This window comes from Bacteroides sp. Phil13, from assembly GCF_001940965.1.
In the GTDB taxonomy this organism is placed as follows: domain Bacteria; phylum Bacteroidota; class Bacteroidia; order Bacteroidales; family Bacteroidaceae; genus Bacteroides; species Bacteroides intestinalis.
Map to the genome: position 1 here is coordinate 104,030 of NZ_MSHA01000086.1, position 22,147 is coordinate 126,176.

The window sequence follows — 22,147 nt, forward strand, 5'->3', positions numbered from 1 at the left end:
AAAACCATGAGAACACTAAAAAAGATTGTATTTACAGGATTATTCGCTCTAATTGCCTGTGCCGGAGTGGCACAGGCTCAAGAGCTATATAAAGATGAGAAAGCGCCGATGCATGAGCGTATCATGGATCTATTATCACGCTTGACGGTTGAAGAAAAAATCAGCCTGTTGCGTGCAACCTCTCCGGGTATTCCCCGTTTGGATATTCCCAAATATTACCACGGTAACGAAGCGCTTCACGGAGTGGTTCGTCCGGGACGCTTTACCGTTTTCCCGCAGGCTATCGGACTGGCGGCAACCTGGAACCCGGAATTGCAATTGCAGGTAGCTACGGTTATTTCTGATGAGGCCCGTGCCCGTTGGAATGAGCTGGAGCAAGGACGGGAACAAAAAAATCAGTTTAGTGACTTGTTGACCTTCTGGTCTCCTACAGTGAATATGGCGCGTGACCCACGCTGGGGACGTACTCCGGAAACTTACGGAGAAGACCCCTATTTAAGTGGTGTCATGGGTACTGCTTTTGTGAAAGGCCTGCAAGGCGATGATGACCGTTATCTGAAGATTGTGTCGACTCCTAAGCATTTCGCAGCCAATAATGAAGAACATAATCGTTTTGTATGTAATCCGCAGATTTCAGAAAAACAGTTACGTGAATATTACCTTCCGGCTTTTGAAGCGTGCGTGAAGGATGGTAAATCAGCTTCCATCATGTCAGCGTATAATGCGCTGAATGATGTGCCTTGTACCTTGAACGCCTGGTTATTGACGAAAGTACTTCGTGAGGACTGGGGATTCAAAGGATATGTGGTTTCCGATTGCGGTGGACCTTCCTTGTTGGTGAATGCACATAAATATGTGAAGACTAAAGAGGCTGCGGCTACCCTTTCCATAAAAGCAGGCTTAGACTTGGAATGTGGTGATGATGTATTTGATGAGCCTTTGTTGAGTGCTTACCGTCAATATATGGTTACGAATGCTGATATAGATTCGGCTGCCTATCGTGTGTTACGGGCACGTATGCAGTTGGGGTTTTTCGATAGCGGAGAAAAGAATCCTTATACGAAAATATCTCCGGCTGTGATAGGGTCGGCAAAGCATCAGGAAGTAGCTTTGAATGCAGCACGTGAATGTATTGTATTGCTTAAGAATCAGAAGAAAATGTTGCCGCTTAATGCCAAAAAGGTGAAATCAATAGCTGTGGTAGGCATCAATGCCGGTAATTGTGAGTTTGGAGATTATAGTGGTTCGCCAGTGATTGCTCCGATCTCAGTGTTGCAGGGTATCAAAGATAGAGTAGGCGATGGTGTGAAAGTGGTATATGCTCCTTGGAAATCAGCTGTAGACGGTATGGAACTCATACAGGGAGTCAATTTCCCGGAAGGATTGAAGGCCGAGTATTTTGACAATACCAAGTTACAGGGGACTCCTAAAGTGCGCAAAGAAGAATGGATTAACTTTGAGCCAGCCAACCAGGCACCCGATCCTTTCTTACCTAAATCTCCTTTGTCAGTTCGCTGGACGGGAAAATTTCGTCCTACGGTTACCGGACAATATACACTTAGTTTCACATCGGATGATGGTTGTCGCTTGAGCATTGATGGAAAAATGCTGATTGATGCATGGCGGGGACATGCCGTCCGGACTGATACCGCTACTATTTATCTGGAAGCCGGAAAAGATTACCAGTTGAAAGCAGAGTACTATGACAATCGTGATTATGCTGTAGCGAGACTGCAATGGCGGGTTCCCCAGGTTGGCAAAGTCACTCGCTTGGATTTGTATGGTGAAGCAGGAAAAGCGGTGCGCGAGTGTGAGACGGTAGTTGCCGTATTAGGAATCAATAAGTCGATAGAACGTGAAGGACAAGATAGATATGATATTCAGCTTCCGGCAGACCAGATGGAGTTCTTGCAGGAAATTTACAAAGTAAATCCGAATATCGTTGTTGTATTGGTTGCCGGCAGTTCGTTGGCTGTCAACTGGATGGATGAACATGTTCCAGCTATTGTAAATGCTTGGTATCCCGGTGAAAGCGGAGGTAAAGCTGTAGCGGAAGTCCTGTTCGGTGATTATAATCCGGGTGGCCGTCTGCCCTTGACCTATTACAGAAGTCTGGATGAACTCCCTCCGTTCGATGATTATGATATAACTAAGGGACGTACTTATAAATACTTCAAAGGGGATGTCCTGTATCCTTTCGGTTATGGTTTAAGTTATACCACATTCAAGTATTCCAACCTGCAAGTGGCAGATGGTGAAGAGGAAATAAATGTTTCCTTCCAACTGAAGAATGCAGGTAAATATGCAGGTGATGAGGTTGCTCAAGTATACGTGAAATTACCTGAGCGGGATGAAGTAATGCCTATCAAAGAGCTGAAAGGTTTTGAGCGTGTCGCATTGAAGAGTGGTGAAAACAAGAAAGTGACTTTGAAATTACGTAAAGACCTGCTACGTTATTGGGACGAAGCGAAAGGTAAGTTTGTCTATCCTTCCGGTGATTATACGATCATGGTAGGTGCTTCTTCTGCTGATATTCGTTTGCAGAAAGTGGTTTCGGTATTACAGAAAGATAATTATCCAATGTCTCACCCGGAAAAATAAATAAGTATGGAACGGAATGCCAAATTTCAGTGGATATTTTGTCTCTTATTGGGTTGTGCTACTTCATTAGTAGCGCAGAATGTGGCGAATTGGGGATTGACTCATCCTCAGCCGAAAGAGACGTTACCGAAGTCGAAAGCGCAAATCATGATGCCCACCCCGAAAGCGCAGACACCGGTGGAAGCGGTGGTAGAGAAGGTTGGTGAGAGTGATTACCTGTTGAACCGGGGCTGGAAACTGACAGATGGCAAAAATGGATGGTATAATGCAACCGTCCCGGGTACTGTATTGACTACTTTAGTGGATCAGGGGGTGTATCCCGATCCTTATTATGGACTGAATAATCTGGCAATTCCCGACACTCTGTGCAGGATGGATTGGTGGTATCGTTTGGAATTCAATTCACCTGTTCCTACAGAAGGCCGGGAAGCCTGGCTGGTTTTCAAAGGTATCAATTATCAAGCCGAGATATGGCTGAACGATGTATGCCTGGGTACAATGAAAGGTGCTTTTATCCGGGGTGAGTTTAACGCAACGGATCATTTGGTGGATGGCAAGAATACGTTGGTTGTTCGTATTCTTCCACCGCCTAACCCGGGAATTCCTCACGAACAATCTCCATCCGCCGGAAACGGTATGAATGGCGGACAATTGTGCCTGGACGGGCCTACCTTTATTTCTTCAGAGGGTTGGGACTGGGTGCCGGGTATCCGTGACCGGAATATAGGAATCTGGCAGGATGTACATTTACGTTTCACGAACGGTATCCGTTTGCATGATACGCAGGTAGTTACTCATCTGGCATTACCGGATACTACGGTCGCTGAAGTTACCGTACGTACGGAAGTGGAGAACCTGCAACCGATAGCCAGACAAGTATCCGTTGACCTGAATCTTGAAGGAAAAAAGGTGACTCAGGAAGTAAACCTTGCACCGAAGGAGCGGAAAACGGTTGTCTTTACTCCGGATACTCACAAGGCATTGGAACTGAAATCTCCTCGTTTGTGGTGGCCAAATAATTACGGTCGTCAGGAGCTTTATACGATGGATGTGGTTGTAGCGGAAAAAGGCGTATCCTCTGATTCTAAGAAAGTTCGTTTCGGAGTCCGTGAGATTTCTTATGAATTGGCAGTTTGTTTCCCCGATGACTCTATCCGCCGGGTGGAATATCGTCCGACGGTTATGGAGCAGGGCGAACCTATCTTTGATAATATAAACCGCAAGTATATAGAAGGAGGCATGTGTATGCCTCGTCTGAAAAAGAATGTTTCTTCTGATATTCTTGTGCCGGCACCCGACAAAGCCATGCAGCATTATATGGTGATAAAAGTCAACGGCAAGCGTATCTTCTGTAAAGGAGGAAACTGGGGAATGGATGATGCCATGAAGCGCGTTTCGCGTGAACATCTTGAACCTTATTTCCGGTTGCACAAGGAAGCGAACTTTAATATGATCCGCAACTGGACGGGCGAGAGTACGGAAGAGAGCTTCTATGAATTGTGTGATGAATATGGTATGCTGGTTTTCAATGACTTCTGGCTGAGTACGCAAGGCTACAATATGCCGGTAAATGATGATAACCTATTCTTGCGGAATGCAGAAGATGTAGTGGTACGTTTCCGTAACCATCCTTCCATTGCTGTTTGGAATCCCCGGAATGAGGGCTTTGCGCCTGCTTATATCGAAGAACATCTGGCAAAGATGATTGCCGAGAAAGACGGTACCCGTTATTACAGTCCGAATTCTACCCATTGCAACCTGAGACCAAGCGGACCATGGAACTATCATAAGAATCCGGTGGATTACTATCGCGATCGGGCACATGGGTTCAATACAGAACAAGGTTCAACTTCCATTCCTACGGAAGAATCCATCCTGGCTATGATGGATGTGAAAGATGCCTGGCCCATCAGTGATGTGTGGTATTACCATGATTTACATGGTGGGCAAAGAGAATTTATGGAGGCGATAGACCAGAAATATGGAAAGCCGACGGACCTGAAAGATTTTAGCCGGAAAGCACAGATTGTCAATTACGACAGTCACCGTGCCATGATGGAAGCTTGGAACAGTAAAATGTGGAATAGCACAAGTGGGCTGTTGTTGTGGATGAGTCACCCGGCTTGGCCCAGTATGGTTTGGCAGATTTATTCCTGGGATTATGAAACTTTCGGTTCTTTCTATGGATGCCGTAAGGCGTGTGAGCCGATTCATATCCAGAAGAATCTGGATGATCAGAAAGTAGTGGTTGTCAATACTTCTTTGAAAGAGATAAAGGGGGCTAAAGTTATATATGAAGTTTATTCCCTTGAAGGTAAGTCATTGTTTAAACGCACTTCCAAGTTGAATGTATTGGCTAATGGATTGACCGAGTGCTTCGTACAAGATAAACCAATTTCTGCATCCGGAGTATATATGGAACGTTTGATACTTCAGGATAAGCGTGGCAAGGTTATTTCGATCAATGATTATTGGCAAGATAACGGTGAGGGTAATTTCCAGGGATTCAATGCTTTGGAAGAAGCCTCCATAAACTGTAAACTAATCCGGCAAAAGGAGAGTCAGATACAAATAGAATTACAGAACACCGGAGCAATGCCTGCCCTCGCTCTGAAACTCAATGTCCGTGAGGTGGATACAGATAAGCGTATTTTGCCGGCTTATGCTTCCGACGGCTATTTTAACCTGTTACCGGGAGAGAAGAGAACGGTAACGGTGGAATATGTATCTCGGGGAAAAGTCGCCATTTCTGCTGAAGGGTATAATTTAAAGCGTAGCAGATTACTCACACTGAAATAAATAAGGTCATTATGTGGAACAAAAAGATACTATACTCCATATTAATCGGTATAGCATCGCTGGGAGTATGCGCTCAGCCGGCTGTCCGTCAAGGATATTCCATTCATTTTCCTGAAACTTATGCGAAGTGGCAGGAAGCTCTGCTGGCAGGTAACGGTAAGATGGGTATCATGGTTTTTGGAAATCCTTTGCATGAAACGGTGGTATTCAATGATCGCTCTTTCAACTTTCCACGGCAGAACCCACGTACGTTTGCGGAGGTTCCCCGTGATACGCTCGATTTGATAAAGAAATACTGCGCAACCGGGAAGTTTAAAGAAGCGAATGATTTGGCTGTCCGTACCTCGCATTGGCAAGACGGGGGAGAGGGTGGAAGACATCCGGGCTTTGCACTTAAAATAGATATGGATGCTTCCGGAGCGGTAAGAGATTATCGCCGTATTTGTAATTATGAAACCGGTGAAATTACTGTCCGGTGGAGTGATGAACGTGGAGCATGGAAGCGTCGGGCGTTTGTTTCAAGAGATGCCGATGTTGCAGTCTTCGAACTACAGGCACCTTCTGCTGGTAAACTGAATTGTGCCATCAGTTTGCAAATGCCCGCAGAGATGAATTTCCCGAAAGGACTGAAAACAAAATGTCTGCATACGAAAGACTATCTGAATATCCGTGTGAACTATGCCGCACCTATGGATACTATAGGCTATGAAGGAGGTATTCGCGTGAAACAGAAAGGGGGCTCTTCTTTTTTGCGTAACGATACCTTATACATAAAGGATGCCTCGGAAATCCTTCTGCTGTCCCGAACTCAAAAGTATCCGGAGAATTGCGAGGCTGAATGGAATAAAGGACTTCTGAAAAAAGAGCTTGATGCGGTTCGTGCCAATTATAATGGATTATTGAAAGCTCATAAAGCTCTCCACACCTCTATTTATAACCGGGTGTGGATTGATTTGGGCGCGGCTTCTCAGGAACGCTCACTATCTAACGAAGAGCTGTTGGAGAAGCAAAAGAATACCAACCAGCCTGTACTGGCTTTGTGGGAGCGTATCTTTGATGCCGGAAGGTATCATTTCCTATCTTCCGGAAACGAACTGACTCCTCCTGATTTGTTAGGAATCTGGACTGGTGACTGTAATGCCGGATGGGGTGGTTACTATCATTTGGATGCCAATTTGAATCTGCAAGTCAGTGGTGGCAATACGGGTGCCATGCCTGAAGTGATGGAAGGCTATTTCCATCTGAATGAGGTTTGGCGGAAAGACTTTGAAACCAATGCTGCCAAACTATTGGGTTGTCGGGGTATGTTGGCCTGTGGAAACACACCCGGACTTTCTTCAGGACTGATGGCCTCTATCAATGATTTCTACCCTTACCATTATGCGACAGGTGAAGAAGCCTGGTTACTTTATCCTTTCTGGGAACACTATTTGATAACGGAAGATCAAGGCTTCCTGAAAAATCGTTTGTTCCCTTTGCTGAAGTGTATGGGAGATTTTTATGAAGACTTCCTGAAGTACAAAGATGAGGAAGGACACTACATTATTGCAGGATCTGTTTCACCGGAAAACCAACCGTCCAATTTGCGGGTATCTTTGCTTAATAATTCCGCTTTTGATCTTTCCGGAGCCCGTTTCCTGCTGTCTACATTGGTTAAGGTATGCGATTTATTGGGTGAAGAACAGGGTATAAATGGTGGTAAAGTCCGTTGGCGACGCTTGTTGAATGAATTGCCTCCCTATCGGATTAATAAGGATGGCGCCATCAAAGAGTGGGGCTGGCCGGGACTTGAAGAGAGCTATAATCATCGTCATTCCAGTCATTTGATGATGGTATGGCCCTATCGGGAATTCTCGGAAGATGAGACACCGGAACTTTACAAGGCTGCTCACAGGGCGCTGCAAATGCGTGATCAATACAATTACGAGAATGCCGGTCACGGCTATCTTCACGCTGCCTTGATTGCTGCCGGACTGCATGATGCCTCTTCGCTAAAGAAGAAAATGATGACGCTTACTCAGAAGGATTTCTATTATAACAGTTTGTCTACCGCACATTATCCGAACCATGGTACTTTCTGTACTGATGTTTGTCATTCCGTACCCGGGGTACTGATAGAAATGCTGGTTGGCTCCAATGAAGAAGGTATTGATTTATTGCCAGCTTTGGTAGATGGTATCCGGCAAGGTTGTATCAGCGGAATAAAGACTCGTTGCGGAGTTACCATCGAACATCTTTCGTGGGATCTTTCGCAGAATAAGGTGTCTGTACATTTATATTCAGCGAAAGACCGGAAAATAAGAATGAAAGCCGGTCAGACGTATGATCGTACTATTCAGTTGAAGAAAGGGAAAACTTATAAAGCTACAATCGATTATCAATAGCAACGGTTGCTATTAATTACTAATATAAAACACATTACTTATGAAAAAACATTTTTATTCTATTTTTGCATTATTCCTGGTAGGAACTATGTTCTCTTGTCAGTCACCTAAAAGCAATTCGGCTAAAGAAGCAGTAGCCGGTATTGACAGTATGGCTCCCAATCCATTTATCACGCACATGTACACAGCCGATCCTTCGGCACATGTATGGGCGGATGGACGTTTGTATGTATATGCTTCGCATGATATCGATCCTCCGCGTGGTTGCGATTTGATGGACCGTTACCATGTATTCTCTACAGATGATATGGTGAATTGGACAGATCATGGTGAAATTTTGAATTCATCACAAGTTCCCTGGGGGCGCAAAGAAGGCGGATTTATGTGGGCTCCCGACTGTGCTTACAAAGATGGTACGTACTATTTCTATTTCCCGCATCCCAGTGACACGAAATGGAATAATAGTTGGAAGATTGGCGTAGCTACTAGCAAAGAACCTGCTGCTAACTTTACTGTGCAGGGATATATCGAAGGAATGGACCCGTTGATCGACCCTTGTGTATTTGTGGATGATGACGGTCAGGCTTATATCTATAACGGTGGCGGTCAGATTTGCAAAGGTGGCAAACTGAAAGATAATATGGTGGAACTGGATGGAGAAATGAAGGAAATGGAAGGTCTGGAAGACTTCCACGAAGCTACATGGGTTCATAAATATAATGGAAAATACTATCTCTCTTATTCCGATAACCACGATGAAAACTGGAACGACGGCGTGAAAGGCGACAACCGTATGCGTTATGCTATCAGTGATAACCCGCTCGGTCCCTGGAAATCTATGGGTATCTATATGGAACCTACGGATAGCTATACCAATCATGGCTCTATCGTAGAATATAAAGGCCAGTGGTTTGCATTTTACCACAACAGTGCTTTATCCAATCATGATTGGCTACGTTCTATTTGTGTGGATAAACTTTATTACAATGAAGATGGAACTATCCAGATGGTGAAACAAAGAAAATAAGATAGATTATGAGGTTAATAAGTCTGATTTTATTGTTCCTGTTGAGTGGAACTGTTTCAGCACAGAAAGTCGAGTGGTATACTACCACTCAGACTTCTCCGTGGGTGAAACAGAAGGTAAAGCCGGAACGTGCAACTACCAGAGCAGAGATCGTGCTTGACCCGACTCAACGCTTACAGTTGATTACGGGTATAGGTGGCTGCTTCAATGAAATAGGGTGGGATGCGCTGAATGCTTTGTCGGCTGAAGATCGTGAAGCTGTTCTTCAAGCAATCTTTGGCAAAGATGGAGCTTGCTTCGACTATTGCCGTCTTCCGATGGGGGCCAATGACTTTGCCATGAGTTTCTACTCTTTTGCGGATATTGCAGGAGACTTTAACCTGGTGAATTTCAATATCGACCGTGACAGGTATATTCTGATTCCTTATATTAAAGCTGCCCGTCAGATAAATCCTGACTTGCGTGTTTGGGCTTCTCCCTGGTGTCCTCCGGCTTGGATGAAGACGAATAATCATTATGCTTCTGCGGTTCATCCGTCCGGAGAGAAAGACGTGAATGGATTGCTACCACGTGAAGCTATAGCAGAATTCAGTACTGGTTTCCGGATGGAAGAGGGTTATTTGAAAACGTATGCCGATTACTTTGCACGTTTTATCAAAGCTTATGAAGCCGAAGGATTGCCGCTGGAATGTATCCATGTTCAGAATGAGCCTTGTTCCAACCAGGTCTTTCCCAGTTGCAAATGGCGCACGGAAGATCTGACTTTTTTCTTGGGGCATTATCTGGGACCGACTTTCGAGCGGGAAAATATCAAAACTGATATTTATTTTGGAACTATCAATACGTCCAATCCGGATTATGTGCGCACTGCTTTGCGGGATGAACAGGCAGCTAAGTACATTAAAGGCGTTGGTTTCCAGTGGGATGGTAAGAAGGCTATTCCGACTATCCATCGTGAATATCCTAATTTGAACTTGATGCAAACCGAGACTGAATGTGGTAACGGAGCAAATTCATGGGATTATGCCGAATATACATGGAACCTGATGAAGCACTATTTCAGTAATGGTATCAATTCTTATCACTATTGGAATATGATTCTTCCTACTCCGGGCATCAGTCCTTGGGGATGGAATCAGAATTCTATGGTATCTATTGACAAGAAGCAACAAACCGTGAAGTACAATCCGGAATTTTATCTGATGAAGCATTTAGGGCATTTTGTGCAGACAGGTGCTTATAGACTGGAAACACCGTCAGATAAAAATATGTTGGCTTTCGTAAATCCGGATGGTACGGTCAGTGTGATTGTTGCCAATGTGACTGATACAGAAGAGACGATGAGTATTGAAATAGGGGGACAGAAAGTTACATTGACTCTGCCACCTCACTCTTTCCATACAGTAAGCTGGAAGAAATAATCTCTTCCTCCGGCTTTCTCTTTAATAACCTGTATATGAGAATGCTATGAACATAAAAAGTTTTCCTTATTTCTTTTGCCTGCTTTGGGTGCTGGCAATATCCTTTAACTCAACTCCCGTTCAAGGGAAAATTGAAAACGGTATTTCTAAAAGCAAATGGCATGAAGGAGACCGTTATGAATTTAAATTCCAGGGACGGGACGCTATTGTTGTTGTGCCTCAAAAAGCTGCTGCCGGTAATCCGTGGATATGGCGTCCGGCTTTCTTCGATGCGTTTCCTGCTGTGGATAAAGCCCTGTTGGAAAGAGGTTTCCACGTGGCTTATCTGGATGTTACAAATGATTATGCCAGTCCGTGGGCTATTGAATTGGGTAACCGTTTCTACAAGGAAATGGTGGAGAATTACGGGCTTTCTTCTAAAGTAGTAATGGAAGGGTTTAGCCGCGGAGGACTCTATTCGGTCATCTGGGCTTCCCGAAACCCGGATAACGTTGCTTGCCTTTATCTTGATGCACCACTTAGTGATGTGTTCACTTGCCTGAAGAGATTGCATAAGGCAGCATGGAAAACTTTGTTGAAAGAATGGAACCTGACAGAAGAAACCATTGATCGTTTTGACGGCAATCCCATAGATAATTTGGAGCCTTTGGCCAAAGCGGGTGTGCCCATTATCAGTGTTTGTGGAGACAGCGACCGGAGTGTACCGATTGAGGAGAACATGATGGTGATGCGTAAACGTTACCTGGCATTGGGTGGAAATGTGGAATTGATAATAAAACCGGGATGCGATCACCATCCGCATAGTCTTGAAGATCCTCAACCTGTGGTCGATTTTATTATGCGCCAACAGCCTGAACATAAGAAGTTTCAGCACTACACCATTCGTGGCAGTCTGAACAATTCGTTCATTAAGTTTGAACGGGAACGTCGGGGAAGGGTAGCTTTTATCGGTGGATCCATCACAGAGATGGTGGGGTGGAAAGACATGATGGAACAACAGTTGCAACAGCGTTTCCCTTTTACAACTTTTGAGTTTGTAGAAGCCGGTATCAGTTCTACAGGAAGTACACCCGGAGCTTTCCGGTTGGATAACGATGTATTGTCGAAAGGTAAAATAGATTTGCTGTTCATTGATGGATCTGCAAACGATATGACAAATGGTTTTACGCCCGAGGAGCAGGTACGGGGAGTGGAGGGGGAAATCCGTCATGCTTTGGAAGTTAATCCGGAAACCGATATTGTGCTGACTCATTTTGCAACGGACGGTTTCCTGCCTATCATCGCCAGACGGCAGATGCCGGATGCTATTCTAAATCACGAGCGGGTAGCCAATCATTATCGGGTGTCGTCAGTCAACCTGGCACAAGAGATTTCAGAACGGTTGCAGGACGGACAGTTTACTTGGAAAGAGTTTGGATACGCACATCCCCATCCTTATGGGCAATCTGTTTATACTGCTGCCATTAGTAATCTGCTGGATGAGATGCAGCGAGAAATAAATGCTGAAAGTACACGCCGACCGCATGAGATTCCTGCTACGCAACTCGATCCATACAGTTATACCAAAGGGCATTTCATCCTTCTCAGTCGTGCGCGTATCGGTCGTGGATGGAAGATTACAGACGATTGGAATCCGGATAACAAATATGAAAAGCGGAAAGGATTTGTGCATGTTCCTATGTTGGAAGCTGCACGTCCGGGTGATCGGTTGACACTCTCTTTCAAAGGAAGGGCTATCGGGATTTTTTGTGTCTGCGGACCGTCGGCAGGCATACTGGAATATAGTGTGGATAATGCTCCGTTCAAGAAACTGGATACTTATACGGCATGGAGCTCAGCCTTGTATATTCCATGGGTATACATGTTAGAGACAGAGTTGGAGGATACTGAGCATACCTTGCGCCTGCGTATCTCGTCCGACAAGAATCCCCGTTCATTGGGTACGGAATGTCAGATAAGGAACTTTGTGGTTAATAAATAAGAATTTTATGTGATCTGTTAAGAGCTCAACTTTAATTCGATATATTGAAATAATAAAATAGATAGATCTGTATTTCAGATAGAAAAATTATTTATCTGAGTAATATTTTGAACTTTAATATGATTCTTCATTGAGTTTTAATGCACTTCGGATTGGTGCAAAGGATCAATAAAGAAAGAATGAAATGTTTTTTAGAAGTACCCTAAATAAATTATATCATGAAAAAATACACACTTGCCCTATGTATTGTTATGTTCCCATTGATTGTTTTTGGTCAAAATTCTGCATTGAGAACTATGAGTTTGTATGAATTGGAAGCCATGAGAGACAGCGTGAATAAGACGCTATCTGAAGAAATTTTATTCCGTAAAGATAGTGTAAATCAAAAATTGTATAAAGTAGCCTATATAGCTCCTACGGATAGCCTGAAAATAGCCGAATGGCCATATAACCGGACTGTTGGTACAAATATTTCCTTGCATTCGATAGAAATAAGAGAAAACGATACAAAAGTTACTTTTTTGCAACCCATATACTGGGATTGGCAATGGCTCAACTATGGCAAAGGTTACACTATTGTAGATAGGCTAACAGGAGATAAGTATAAGGTACGCGGATATGATGGGGGAGGAAAACTAGATAAACTTATGATCATTCAAAATTGTAATGGAAAGGCTATCTATGTCAGCCTATTGTTTCCAAAATTGGGAGAAAACGTGAAAAAGATTGATATTGTAGCATATCCTCATAAAGATGATGTCCACCCGTCGAATCCTGCTCCCGGTGAAAGAACAGCATATCTTAATATTAATATAGAAGATTATTTGGTTAAGTCTTCAAAAGAACCTCAAATATATAATTAGTCATTGCTGGGCACTTAGTCCCAGCTGACTTTTAATTGTTTATAATTTAACTTTTTGGTGCTTTGTAATTATGGCGGCTAAGTGCTTATATTACAAATGTTTCATTTGGAAGACGGTTTTTGTATTTGTACAATATCGTAAAGAAAGGCGGCTGGCTTTCAATTTGTAAATGACAATGGCAACCAGACAGTGTGTTGTGATCTCACAATACACTTGCGTTTTGACTGCATTCATTGTGGTACCTCTCAAAAAAATATTCTCAGATGTTGCTTTGTCCATTTGAAAAATAGTTGCACCCGTCAACGGTTCTTGTATAACCAAGCAATTTTCTCTGCTGAGGATTCCATATTGTTAGTGATGAAGACAAATTCTCTCCAGTTCTTTATTATAGAATTTAATTTGCCTGAGTTTGTCTGGATATGCTTTGATCGATTTATACATTTCAAGCATTTCAATCTGACCACATTTTATTCCGGTTGTTTTATCGGCGAATACGTCCTGCGAAATCTCATATTACTCTTTGTGCGTGTAACGAAGTAAGCATCGCTGGCGTGAAGCTTATCCAAACGGGTGAAGTCAACGTATCCTTTATCCATGATATAGAAGCTTCTCTTTTCATAGCTCAATTCGTTCAGCATGTTTATGTCATGTACTTTAGTATTGGTTACCAGTACGATTGTCAGCATGGAAGTCTTACATTATACAATGAATCAATTCAAATCGTTACGCTCGAAAAATGCATAACTGTATGATTATCGAAGACTTCAAAGAACGATGTTTAATTTAAAGTGCTCACTAGTGATAATTAATATATAAAGAGTCTTTTAGCCCTGTATTTCTTTTATTAATGCTATGTTGTTCAATAAAAGAATGCAGGGTTAAATATGAAGGGGATTTTATTGCCCTTCGAAATTATTCCTTTGTTCTGTAAGGTTTCATATTAATGAATTATTTCTTAAAAAAACTTCCGGAATCTTTCAACCTAATTGAGATTTAGTAAATAAGATGGCAGAAATCAGGATTTAATTTTACTCTTCTTTTTATACACTTACTTAGTCCCTTGTCTAGAGTAATAGTGCGCATTGTTGAGAATGATTTATATGTAGGCTACTTCAGAGTGTTTATTAATGGCTTCCTGATACAATATCTTTATGGATTAAGTATTCCACTTTCAGAATCCGATGTTATCACATTGATAACAATACAAGCGTTAAATAAGCCATCTTTGCAATTTTGTGAATTGATTACTTTAAGGCTGTAGAAGTTCATACTAAATACATTAGAATATCCCAAATTAATGTAATATTAATTGTTCTTTTATGTGATTTTTATATCATTCATTAATGAGTTGTCTCTAATTTTGCCCCTAGTTATTAATTAATAGCAAGAGAAATCGTTTATTAAATCACAAAAAAACGAAAAGTGTATTATGAAAAAACACCTTTTAAAAAACAAATGCGAGAAAGAACGAGTTCGGAGTTTTCCGTGTGTTCAGAAGCTACAGTGCCGCTATCGGATAGTGGCGACACTGGTATGTTTTGTATTCGGGCTCTGTGCCTGTGAGGAGTACAAGTTTCCAGTGACCGATGTGCCGGGGCAGTTTGAATTTATTCCGCCCAGTGATGTAGACAAGTTGGCTGCTGAGGGAGCTGACGGACAAATCAAATTGACATGGAATGTAGCCTTATCAGACTCGTTGAAAGCAATCCATGTGACTAACCAGAACACAGGTCAAGAACAAGTAGTAGGAGGTACTGATACAGAAGTTGTCTTTATCGGATTGACTAACTATGAGAAGTACACATTTATGGTTAAAACGGAGAATAAGAATGGCCAACTTGCTTATGGTGTTACCATTAGCGCCAAACCATGGGTGCATGATAATGTGAGTCCCGGTACGGTAATTGATTTGACTGGCTATAAAATGGGAGACGAAACAGCTTTTGCTGTATGGAAAAGTCCTGAAGATAATGATGTGAAAGAGTTTAGGATTGAATTGGGTACTTCATCCACAACTGTAGATGCAGAAACGACTTCTGCTTCTATTATGGGTGATATAACTCAACCATTGAGAGTGTATGCTATAGACTATTCCGGAAATTTTTCTGCAGCAGCAGAAACATTGGCTAATGCACCTATAGTAACTATTGACGGATATGATGATGGAGCAGACTTTGTAGGATTGAATCCACCGATCAACAGTAATAATATTCCGGATAAAACTACTGAATATATTCGAATTCACAAAGATCCGGTTATTACAGGCATCGACGGTTATGTACTATATTACGATGGAGCTGAAGTGACCAAAACTACCAGTGAAGTGCCGGCTGAAGTGGAAACGTTGGCGATGCCTATGCAACAAGGGAAACGCCTTTGGGTAAACAACGATGCTAAAACAGATGGTTATTGGCTTGTCCCTGTGCAGATTGGAATCATGTCCGGTGGTAAAGAAATCTCCAGATATGATTATTTGACTTACAACAATGTACCTGGTACGTTACAGTTAACGACTGCGGACTTTATCAATAATGAAAACCGCGGCAATGGTGGAGCTATCAAACGTAACAATGATGGGAATCTTTATACCAGTTTACTCGGTAATAACGATGGTCCCGAAGTATGGTGTACATATACTATCAATGTGCTTGAAGATGGCGATTATGATGCATTTATGTTCTATTCTAACGAGGCAAACAAACCCTTCTGGCTTTCGGTAGATGGAGGTGAAAAAGTAGAGGGCAAAACCGGAATAGGAGGAGTAGGTACTGGTAACTGGGACTCTTATGGACCGTCAACCCCTGTCACTCTCTCTCTTACAAAGGGACAACATGAATTACGTGTGGATATCACCCCCGGTGGTTGGAATTGTCAGAAAATTATTTTTAAGAAGAAATAAGCTATGGGAGCACTAACAAATATAAAAAGAAAAATTGGACGATTTGTGGGCATAAGCGCATTACTGCTTATAGCTGGCGTTGTTCATGCACAGCAGACCAAATCAATCCAGGGCTTGGTGTTGGATGAAAGTAATCAGCCATTAATTGGTGCCACAGTCCGAGTAACTACCAGTACGATGAATGGTGGAATCACTGATGTGGATGGATTATTTAAGTTGGATAATGTACGAACGGGAGATACATTAAGAGTATCTTATATAGGTTATCAAGATTATCTGCAGGTAGTTAAAGCAAGCGATAATTTCTTCCGTATTTCCTTGTCTCCGGATGAGACACAACTGGAAGAAGTAGTGGTAGTAGGATATGGACAACAGAAGAAAGCTTCTGTGGTAGGTGCTATTGCAACGGTTTCAGTAAAGGAACTTAAACAAAGTCCGGTGTCCAATGTGTCCAATGCCTTAGCCGGACGATTACCGGGCTTGATTACCGTACAACGTTCCGGTGAACCGGGTGCAGATCAGGCGACCTTATATATTCGCGGTATCAGTACATTCGGTTCTGGGCAAGACCCACTCATTTTGATTGATGGTATTGACCGTGGTAAGGAAGGACTTGCTATGATGGAATCTTCGGAAATTGAAAATATCAGTATCTTGAAAGATGCCTCGGCTACAGCTGTGTATGGTGTACGTGGTGCGAATGGTGTGGTACTTGTTACCACCAGGCGTGGTACGGTGGGTAAACCTGTCATCTCCTTCTCAGTTGACTTTGGTTTGCAATCGCCCTCTTCCATGCCCGAATTGGTAGGTGCGTATGATATGGCCGTGTTGACAAATGAAGCTTTGGTGAACAATGGTCAATCTCCTAAATATTCGCAGGATCAGTTGAATATATATAAGAATGGTGGAGGAAATCCTTTCTTGTATCCTGATGTCAATTGGTATGATGAAGTGCTGAAGAAAAATGCTTATATGCAACAGTATAATGCCAGCATTACAGGCGGATCGGAGAAAATGCAATATTTTGTGGCTGCTAATGTGTTGAGGCAGGAAGGTATATTCCGTCGTGGTGCTTACAATGATAATTATAGTACCAATGTAAGCTATACCAAGTATAACTTCAGAAGTAACCTTGACTTCCAGTTGAATAATGTCATCTCAGCCAAATTGACTTTGGCAGGTGTAATTGGCGACAAGCGTCGTCCATCATCTGGCGTGAATGCCATTTTTGAACGTGCCCGTGTAGCCAGTCCCAATGTGACACCTATTCGTAATCCTGATGGTACATGGGGAGCTCCTCCTACAACTAATCACAATGTGCTTGCCCATTTGGTATCTCATGGATATTCTAAGGAAGCAGAATCGGCTATTACTGCTACATTGGGTGCTTCCGCCGACTTGTCGGAATGGGTAAAGGGATTGAGCGTAAATGTTGACTTCTCTTTCGACTTCGACAATTTATATACATATAATCATAATAAGAATGATGATATGTTTACTTTTGGTCCTAATGTTGAAACCTATCCTCATATGGTAATCGGCAGCCCGTTAGGATTTGGAGGAAATATTAATTCCTACAATACCAGATACGTAATTGAGCCCTCTATCCGCTATAACAATACGTTTGGTAGTGACAAACAGCATGCCGTTTCCGGTTTGATATTGATGAATGCACAAGAGAATACCGTACGCGATCAGGAAGTTGCTTATCGCCGTTTAGGAATAGTAGGGCGTGTGACTTATGGTTACAGAGACAAATATTTGGCTGAAGTGAACGCCGGTTACAATGGTTCCGAGAACTTTGCTCCGGGTAACAGATTCGGTTTCTTTCCTTCCGCTTCCGTTGGATGGGTATTTACGGAAGAAGATTGGTTCAAATCAAACAAGGTGCTGGATTACATGAAACTGAGAGCCAGTTATGGTATGGTAGGTAATGATAATATTGGTGGCGAACGCTTCTTCTACGAAAGTCGTTGGGGTGGCGGTGGCGATGCTAAATTCGGTATCAATAAAGGCGGAACAGGAAACGGCGGTGGATTGAAAGAAGTCCGTAACGGAAATCCTGGCTTGACGTGGGAAACCGCTCATAAGTTCAATTTCGGCTTTGACTCCCGTTGGTTTAATAATCGCTTCGAGTGGACCACTGATGTGTTCTATGAAAAAAGAACCAATATCCTTACCAATATAGATATTGTTCCGGCCACCTATGGAGGACCTGCGATTACAGCCAATGCAGGAAAGGTAGAAAATAAAGGTATTGAGCTGGACGGAACATGGCACGAAAGGTTAAACAAAAACTTTGATTATTTTGTAGGTGGTATGTTCTCTTTTGCCCGCAATAAAATACTCGAAAGACCGGAAACTCCGAGAGCTTATCCATACTTGCAGCAGGTAGGATACCGCGTAGGTCAGGCTAGAGGGTTTATCGCTGAAGGATTGTTCCAGTCGGAAGAAGAAATTTTGAGAAGTCCCGCTCAGTTCGGACCTCTTTATCCGGGTAATATCAAGTATGCGGATATCAACGGTGATGGTGTCATAGACGATAATGACCAGCATCCGATAGGATTTACCAATGTTCCTGAAATAATGTACAGTGTGAAAATGGGCTTCAAGTACAAGAACTTTGACTTTAGCTGTCTATTCCAGGGAGCAGCCAATGTGAACTATGATTTCAGAACCGGTGCCAATATGCCGTTCAATAACGAAAACAGTACACCTATCGTTGAATGGTTAGATCGCTGGACACCGGAGAATCGTGACGCGAGCTTGCCTCGTCTTATCCCTGCGATAGGATCGACAGGTAACGATGGAAATAGAAGCAGTACCTTCTGGTTGAAAAACGGTAACTACATCCGTTTGAAGAATATAGAGATCGGTTATACACTTCCTGATAGTTGGATGAAAGCCATTAGAGGAACTGATGCTCGTCTTTATGTCAATGGAATAAACTTGGTGACTTGGGATAAAGTTCCGGTATATGACCCGGAAAACACAAATGCCAGCTATCCTTTGATGAAAGTGATCAATGTCGGAGTTAAAGTGTCATTCTAAAAAAGTGATGAAATGAAAAAGAAAAATTATTTATTGTTAGGGCTTACAATGCTCTTATGTTCATGTCAGGATTATCTGGATAAACCTGCAAGTAATGATATGGATATCGATAAAGCCTTTGCAACAGTGATAGAGGCGAAAAAAGTGATGAATGATATCTACTCTGAAATGTATGGTAACGCCTATAATGTGACTGCTCGCGGAGTGATATATGACTGTGCTGCAGATGATGGAATCGGTGGTTACGCCCCCTTGTGGACGGACAAAGTCCAGTTTGGTATGTGGACGCCGGATGACGGTGGTGGCGATGGTGAGGAAGGCTCCATCCCTACTATCGGTTTCTGGAAAAATACCTATGCGAGAGTTCGTAAGGCTAATTTGTTCTTGGAAAACATAGATAGAGCGCAGGGATCAGAAGAGGATAAAGTTCTGATGAAAGCGCAAGTCAGATTTTTACGCGCATTCTTCTATGAGGAACTTATCAGACGTTTTGGAGGAGTTATTATCTTAGATCATTCTGTGGATCCTAACAACTATACAGAGCTGACCAATCAGCCTCGTAACACGTTTGAAGAGTCAGTGGAATGGGTATGTAACGAATTGGAAACAGCAGCCAGGGATCTTCCTTCGAATGTTGCGGCCACTCCTAATAAGGTGGGTATGGCTACCAGTGCAGCTTGTTATGCTTGTATAGCCCGTTTACGTCTTCAGGCTGCCAGTCCGTTGTTTAATACAGATTCTCCTGTATCATCCGAGTATACTGATATCCAGTGTTATATGAATTATGACAAATCAAGATGGAGAAAAGTTGTTGAGGCTTGTAAAAAGGTTATGGATGATCCCACCTATTCTTTGGAGTCTCCACAGTCTGAACCTGACGATCCGGAGTTGGAACCAGGTACTTGGGAATATTATTATCGCAAATTTGTTGATAGGCAGTTTAAATATACGCCGGAAATCATTTGGCTTTCTCATCCTACTATTGACGGCCGTTGGGAAGGAGTCAATGCACAGTGGAGAAATCGTACAGAAAATGGTTTCCACTGGATGAACGGTAGTTATCAGTTGGCTATGGAATTTGAGATGTATCCCAGCGGATTGATGCCTTCAGATCCGGAAAGTGGTTACGACTTTACTAACGCCAAGCAGGGTGAAGATCGTGATCCTCGTTTCAAGGCTACTCTCGCATTCCCTGGTGCCAAGTATGATAAATATACTTATCAGCCATGGGCTGGCGGTTCGGATTCGAATAATCACGGTTGGGCGGAAGCTGTTCTCACTGGAATTTGTTTACAGAAGTACATCGATCCTATGTTCTCGGATTCAGATCCAAACAATGGCGGTCGTGGTAACTGCCGCAGAAATTTTACCCGTATTTTCGCTTTGAATGAACTATTGTTGAATTTTGCGGAAGCACAGAATGAACTTGATGCTACTCCTTCTCAAGCCGTTTATGATGCAGTCAACCAGATTCGCAACCGCGTAGGTATGCCTGATTTGCCTACTGGACTGACTCAAGATGAGATGCGCAAAAAGATTTGGCATGAGCGTCGTGTAGAGTTGGCTTTTGAAGATTTCCGATTCTTCGACATCCGTCGTTGGAGAATAGCAGAAGAAGTGATGAATGGTAAATACATCCAAGGATATGATGTCCCCAAACCGCAAGACGGAGGTTTTTATAATATTGTGAATGTAAAAAGGCCGTTGATCTTCCAGAAGAAAGATTATCTATTCCCGCTTGGTACATCAGAAATTTTGATGAACCCTGCACTTCAACAAAATCCGAACTGGCCTAAGTTATCAACAGCAGCTAATTAATAAATAGAATGAGAAATATGAAAAAATATATCTATCTGTTTATTATGCTTGTATGCATAATGAGCAGTTGCACAAGACCCGAAGACGGATTGGTAATTCCACCAAGCATAAATGCCAATTTAACCCGCTTCCGAGTGTATCAGAATCAGAATATTTATTTTGATGCGACTATCGATCAGGAAGCTCACACAGTGTCACTTACCATTCCGGAAGGAATTGATAAAACGACTATTCGCCCCGAGATTATTGTGTCGGAAGGAGCGGTAGTAACACCGGCATCGGGCGCAATGCAAGATTTTACCAATCCGGTTGAATATACAGTTGTGTCTCCAAATGGTGAGACAACCAACGTCTATACAGTTACAGTAAATTATTAAAGAGTAAGCAATATGAAAAAATATTTTATAGCACTATTCTTTTTGCCGTTGTTATTGATTGCATGCGAAGAAGAAGGTCCGCTTCCACCGATGCCTCCATACATTTTTTTCAATAATGATGTAAATACGTATGTGATAGATCCGAGTGATTTCTCTCTGACCGATGATCCGGAAGCGAAGGTGGATACCATTGTTGGTAGAATATATGCCCAGCAAAAATTCCGGTCCTTTACCATGGGAGATTCTGTGATGACATCTGATATTTTAGGAGATAGTATCTCTCGGATATTCAAGTTAGCTGTGCCGCTCAAAGGTAAGACGGAGGATTTTGACGTTCCTTTTATGGTAACCGATCAGGCAGGTAATACAGTGTCTACTCCGTTTCACTATTTTATAGCTAAACCTATTGATACTTATACTGTGACTTTGGGTGCGCAATATAATCCTTATTTGGGCTTTTTCTTCTCATTCGAGGACAAAAAAGTGTATACTGTGTCTGAGATGAAAGCAATGAAGAACCCAAAAGGATTCTGTTTCGGCTATAACATAGGTAAAAAAGAGATTCTATTCGTTTCTCCGTCGGACTTGATTCTGCAGAATATTTTGCCCGATTACAAAGCAGACTACATTACCAGTTTTGTAAGTGTGTCAGCTGTAAAGGGAAAACCCATCACTAAAAGTGTGTTTGATAATATGACGAATGATGCATTGATGCGCAATCTCAATATGATTGAATACGCTACTTTTAGTACGGCTACGGTGAATGAAGGCATGGCCTACCTGTTTAAGAATGAAGATAATTCTGTACGAGGTATGATGTTTGTTGAATCATTAACGACAGGGATGGGTGGAGATGTTACATTGACCATTAAAATGATGAGATAAAATGCGACAGAACATAGGTCACTAATAGTTGCCCTGCCATA

General features: G+C 42.6%; 13 protein-coding genes. 12 read left to right on the forward strand and 1 reads right to left on the reverse strand.

The window, feature by feature from the left end; translation table 11 throughout:
- Positions 1-6: 6 nt before the first annotated feature.
- The 7 genes from BWI44_RS17270 (at position 7) to BWI44_RS17300 (ending at position 13,076) form a co-directional block, all read left to right on the forward strand.
- Entirely contained in the window at positions 7-2,601 is a 2,595-nt protein-coding gene (locus BWI44_RS17270) for a beta-glucosidase (RefSeq protein ID WP_195208776.1), read from the forward strand.
- Positions 2,602-2,607: 6 nt separating this feature from the next.
- Positions 2,608-5,400 (forward strand): glycoside hydrolase family 2 protein, encoded by a 2,793-nt coding sequence (locus BWI44_RS17275; RefSeq protein WP_195208777.1) that lies wholly within the window; start codon positions 2,608-2,610, stop codon positions 5,398-5,400.
- Positions 5,401-5,411: 11 nt separating this feature from the next.
- Complete coding sequence (locus BWI44_RS17280) at positions 5,412-7,784, forward strand: glycosyl hydrolase family 95 catalytic domain-containing protein (RefSeq protein WP_286815218.1); 2,373 nt, start codon at positions 5,412-5,414, stop codon at positions 7,782-7,784.
- Between the two features lie 40 nt (positions 7,785-7,824).
- Positions 7,825-8,811 carry a family 43 glycosylhydrolase gene (locus BWI44_RS17285; protein ID WP_195208779.1) on the forward strand — a complete coding sequence of 329 codons (987 nt, stop codon included), beginning with the start codon at positions 7,825-7,827 and terminating at the stop codon, positions 8,809-8,811.
- A gap of 8 nt (positions 8,812-8,819) precedes the next feature.
- A complete protein-coding gene (locus tag BWI44_RS17290; protein ID WP_195208780.1) occupies positions 8,820-10,232 on the forward strand; it encodes a glycoside hydrolase family 30 protein in 1,413 nt (470 codons plus the stop codon).
- 46 nt (positions 10,233-10,278) lie between these two features.
- Positions 10,279-12,213, forward strand: coding sequence for an SGNH/GDSL hydrolase family protein (locus tag BWI44_RS17295; RefSeq protein ID WP_195208781.1), 1,935 nt, complete (start codon positions 10,279-10,281; stop codon positions 12,211-12,213).
- Positions 12,214-12,431: 218 nt separating this feature from the next.
- Complete coding sequence (locus tag BWI44_RS17300) at positions 12,432-13,076, forward strand: hypothetical protein (protein ID WP_195208782.1); 645 nt, start codon at positions 12,432-12,434, stop codon at positions 13,074-13,076.
- A gap of 467 nt (positions 13,077-13,543) precedes the next feature.
- Here the strand turns inward: BWI44_RS17300 and BWI44_RS17305 are convergent, their stop codons facing one another.
- Positions 13,544-13,762, reverse strand: coding sequence for a transposase (locus BWI44_RS17305; protein WP_225663110.1), 219 nt, complete (start codon positions 13,760-13,762; stop codon positions 13,544-13,546).
- Between the two features lie 743 nt (positions 13,763-14,505).
- Here BWI44_RS17305 and BWI44_RS17310 point away from each other — a divergent pair.
- From BWI44_RS17310 to BWI44_RS17330, 5 genes are read left to right on the forward strand one after another with little or no spacing between them, the layout of a single operon-like run.
- The gene (locus tag BWI44_RS17310) at positions 14,506-15,975 is read left to right on the forward strand and encodes a carbohydrate-binding protein (protein ID WP_195208783.1); all 1,470 of its coding nucleotides are present in this window, start codon (positions 14,506-14,508) and stop codon (positions 15,973-15,975) included.
- A gap of 3 nt (positions 15,976-15,978) precedes the next feature.
- On the forward strand, positions 15,979-19,026 hold the full coding sequence (locus BWI44_RS17315; protein ID WP_115503082.1) for a SusC/RagA family TonB-linked outer membrane protein: 3,048 nt from the start codon (positions 15,979-15,981) through the stop codon (positions 19,024-19,026).
- A 12-nt stretch (positions 19,027-19,038) separates the two neighbouring features.
- Complete coding sequence (locus tag BWI44_RS17320; RefSeq protein ID WP_195208784.1) at positions 19,039-20,844, forward strand: RagB/SusD family nutrient uptake outer membrane protein; 1,806 nt, start codon at positions 19,039-19,041, stop codon at positions 20,842-20,844.
- A 17-nt stretch (positions 20,845-20,861) separates the two neighbouring features.
- Positions 20,862-21,221: an SGBP N-terminal domain-containing protein gene (locus tag BWI44_RS17325; protein ID WP_224320780.1), complete on the forward strand. Its 360-nt coding sequence runs from the start codon at positions 20,862-20,864 to the stop codon at positions 21,219-21,221.
- A gap of 12 nt (positions 21,222-21,233) precedes the next feature.
- A complete protein-coding gene (locus BWI44_RS17330) occupies positions 21,234-22,106 on the forward strand; it encodes a hypothetical protein (protein ID WP_044533471.1) in 873 nt (290 codons plus the stop codon).
- The last annotated feature ends 41 nt before the right edge of the window (positions 22,107-22,147 follow it).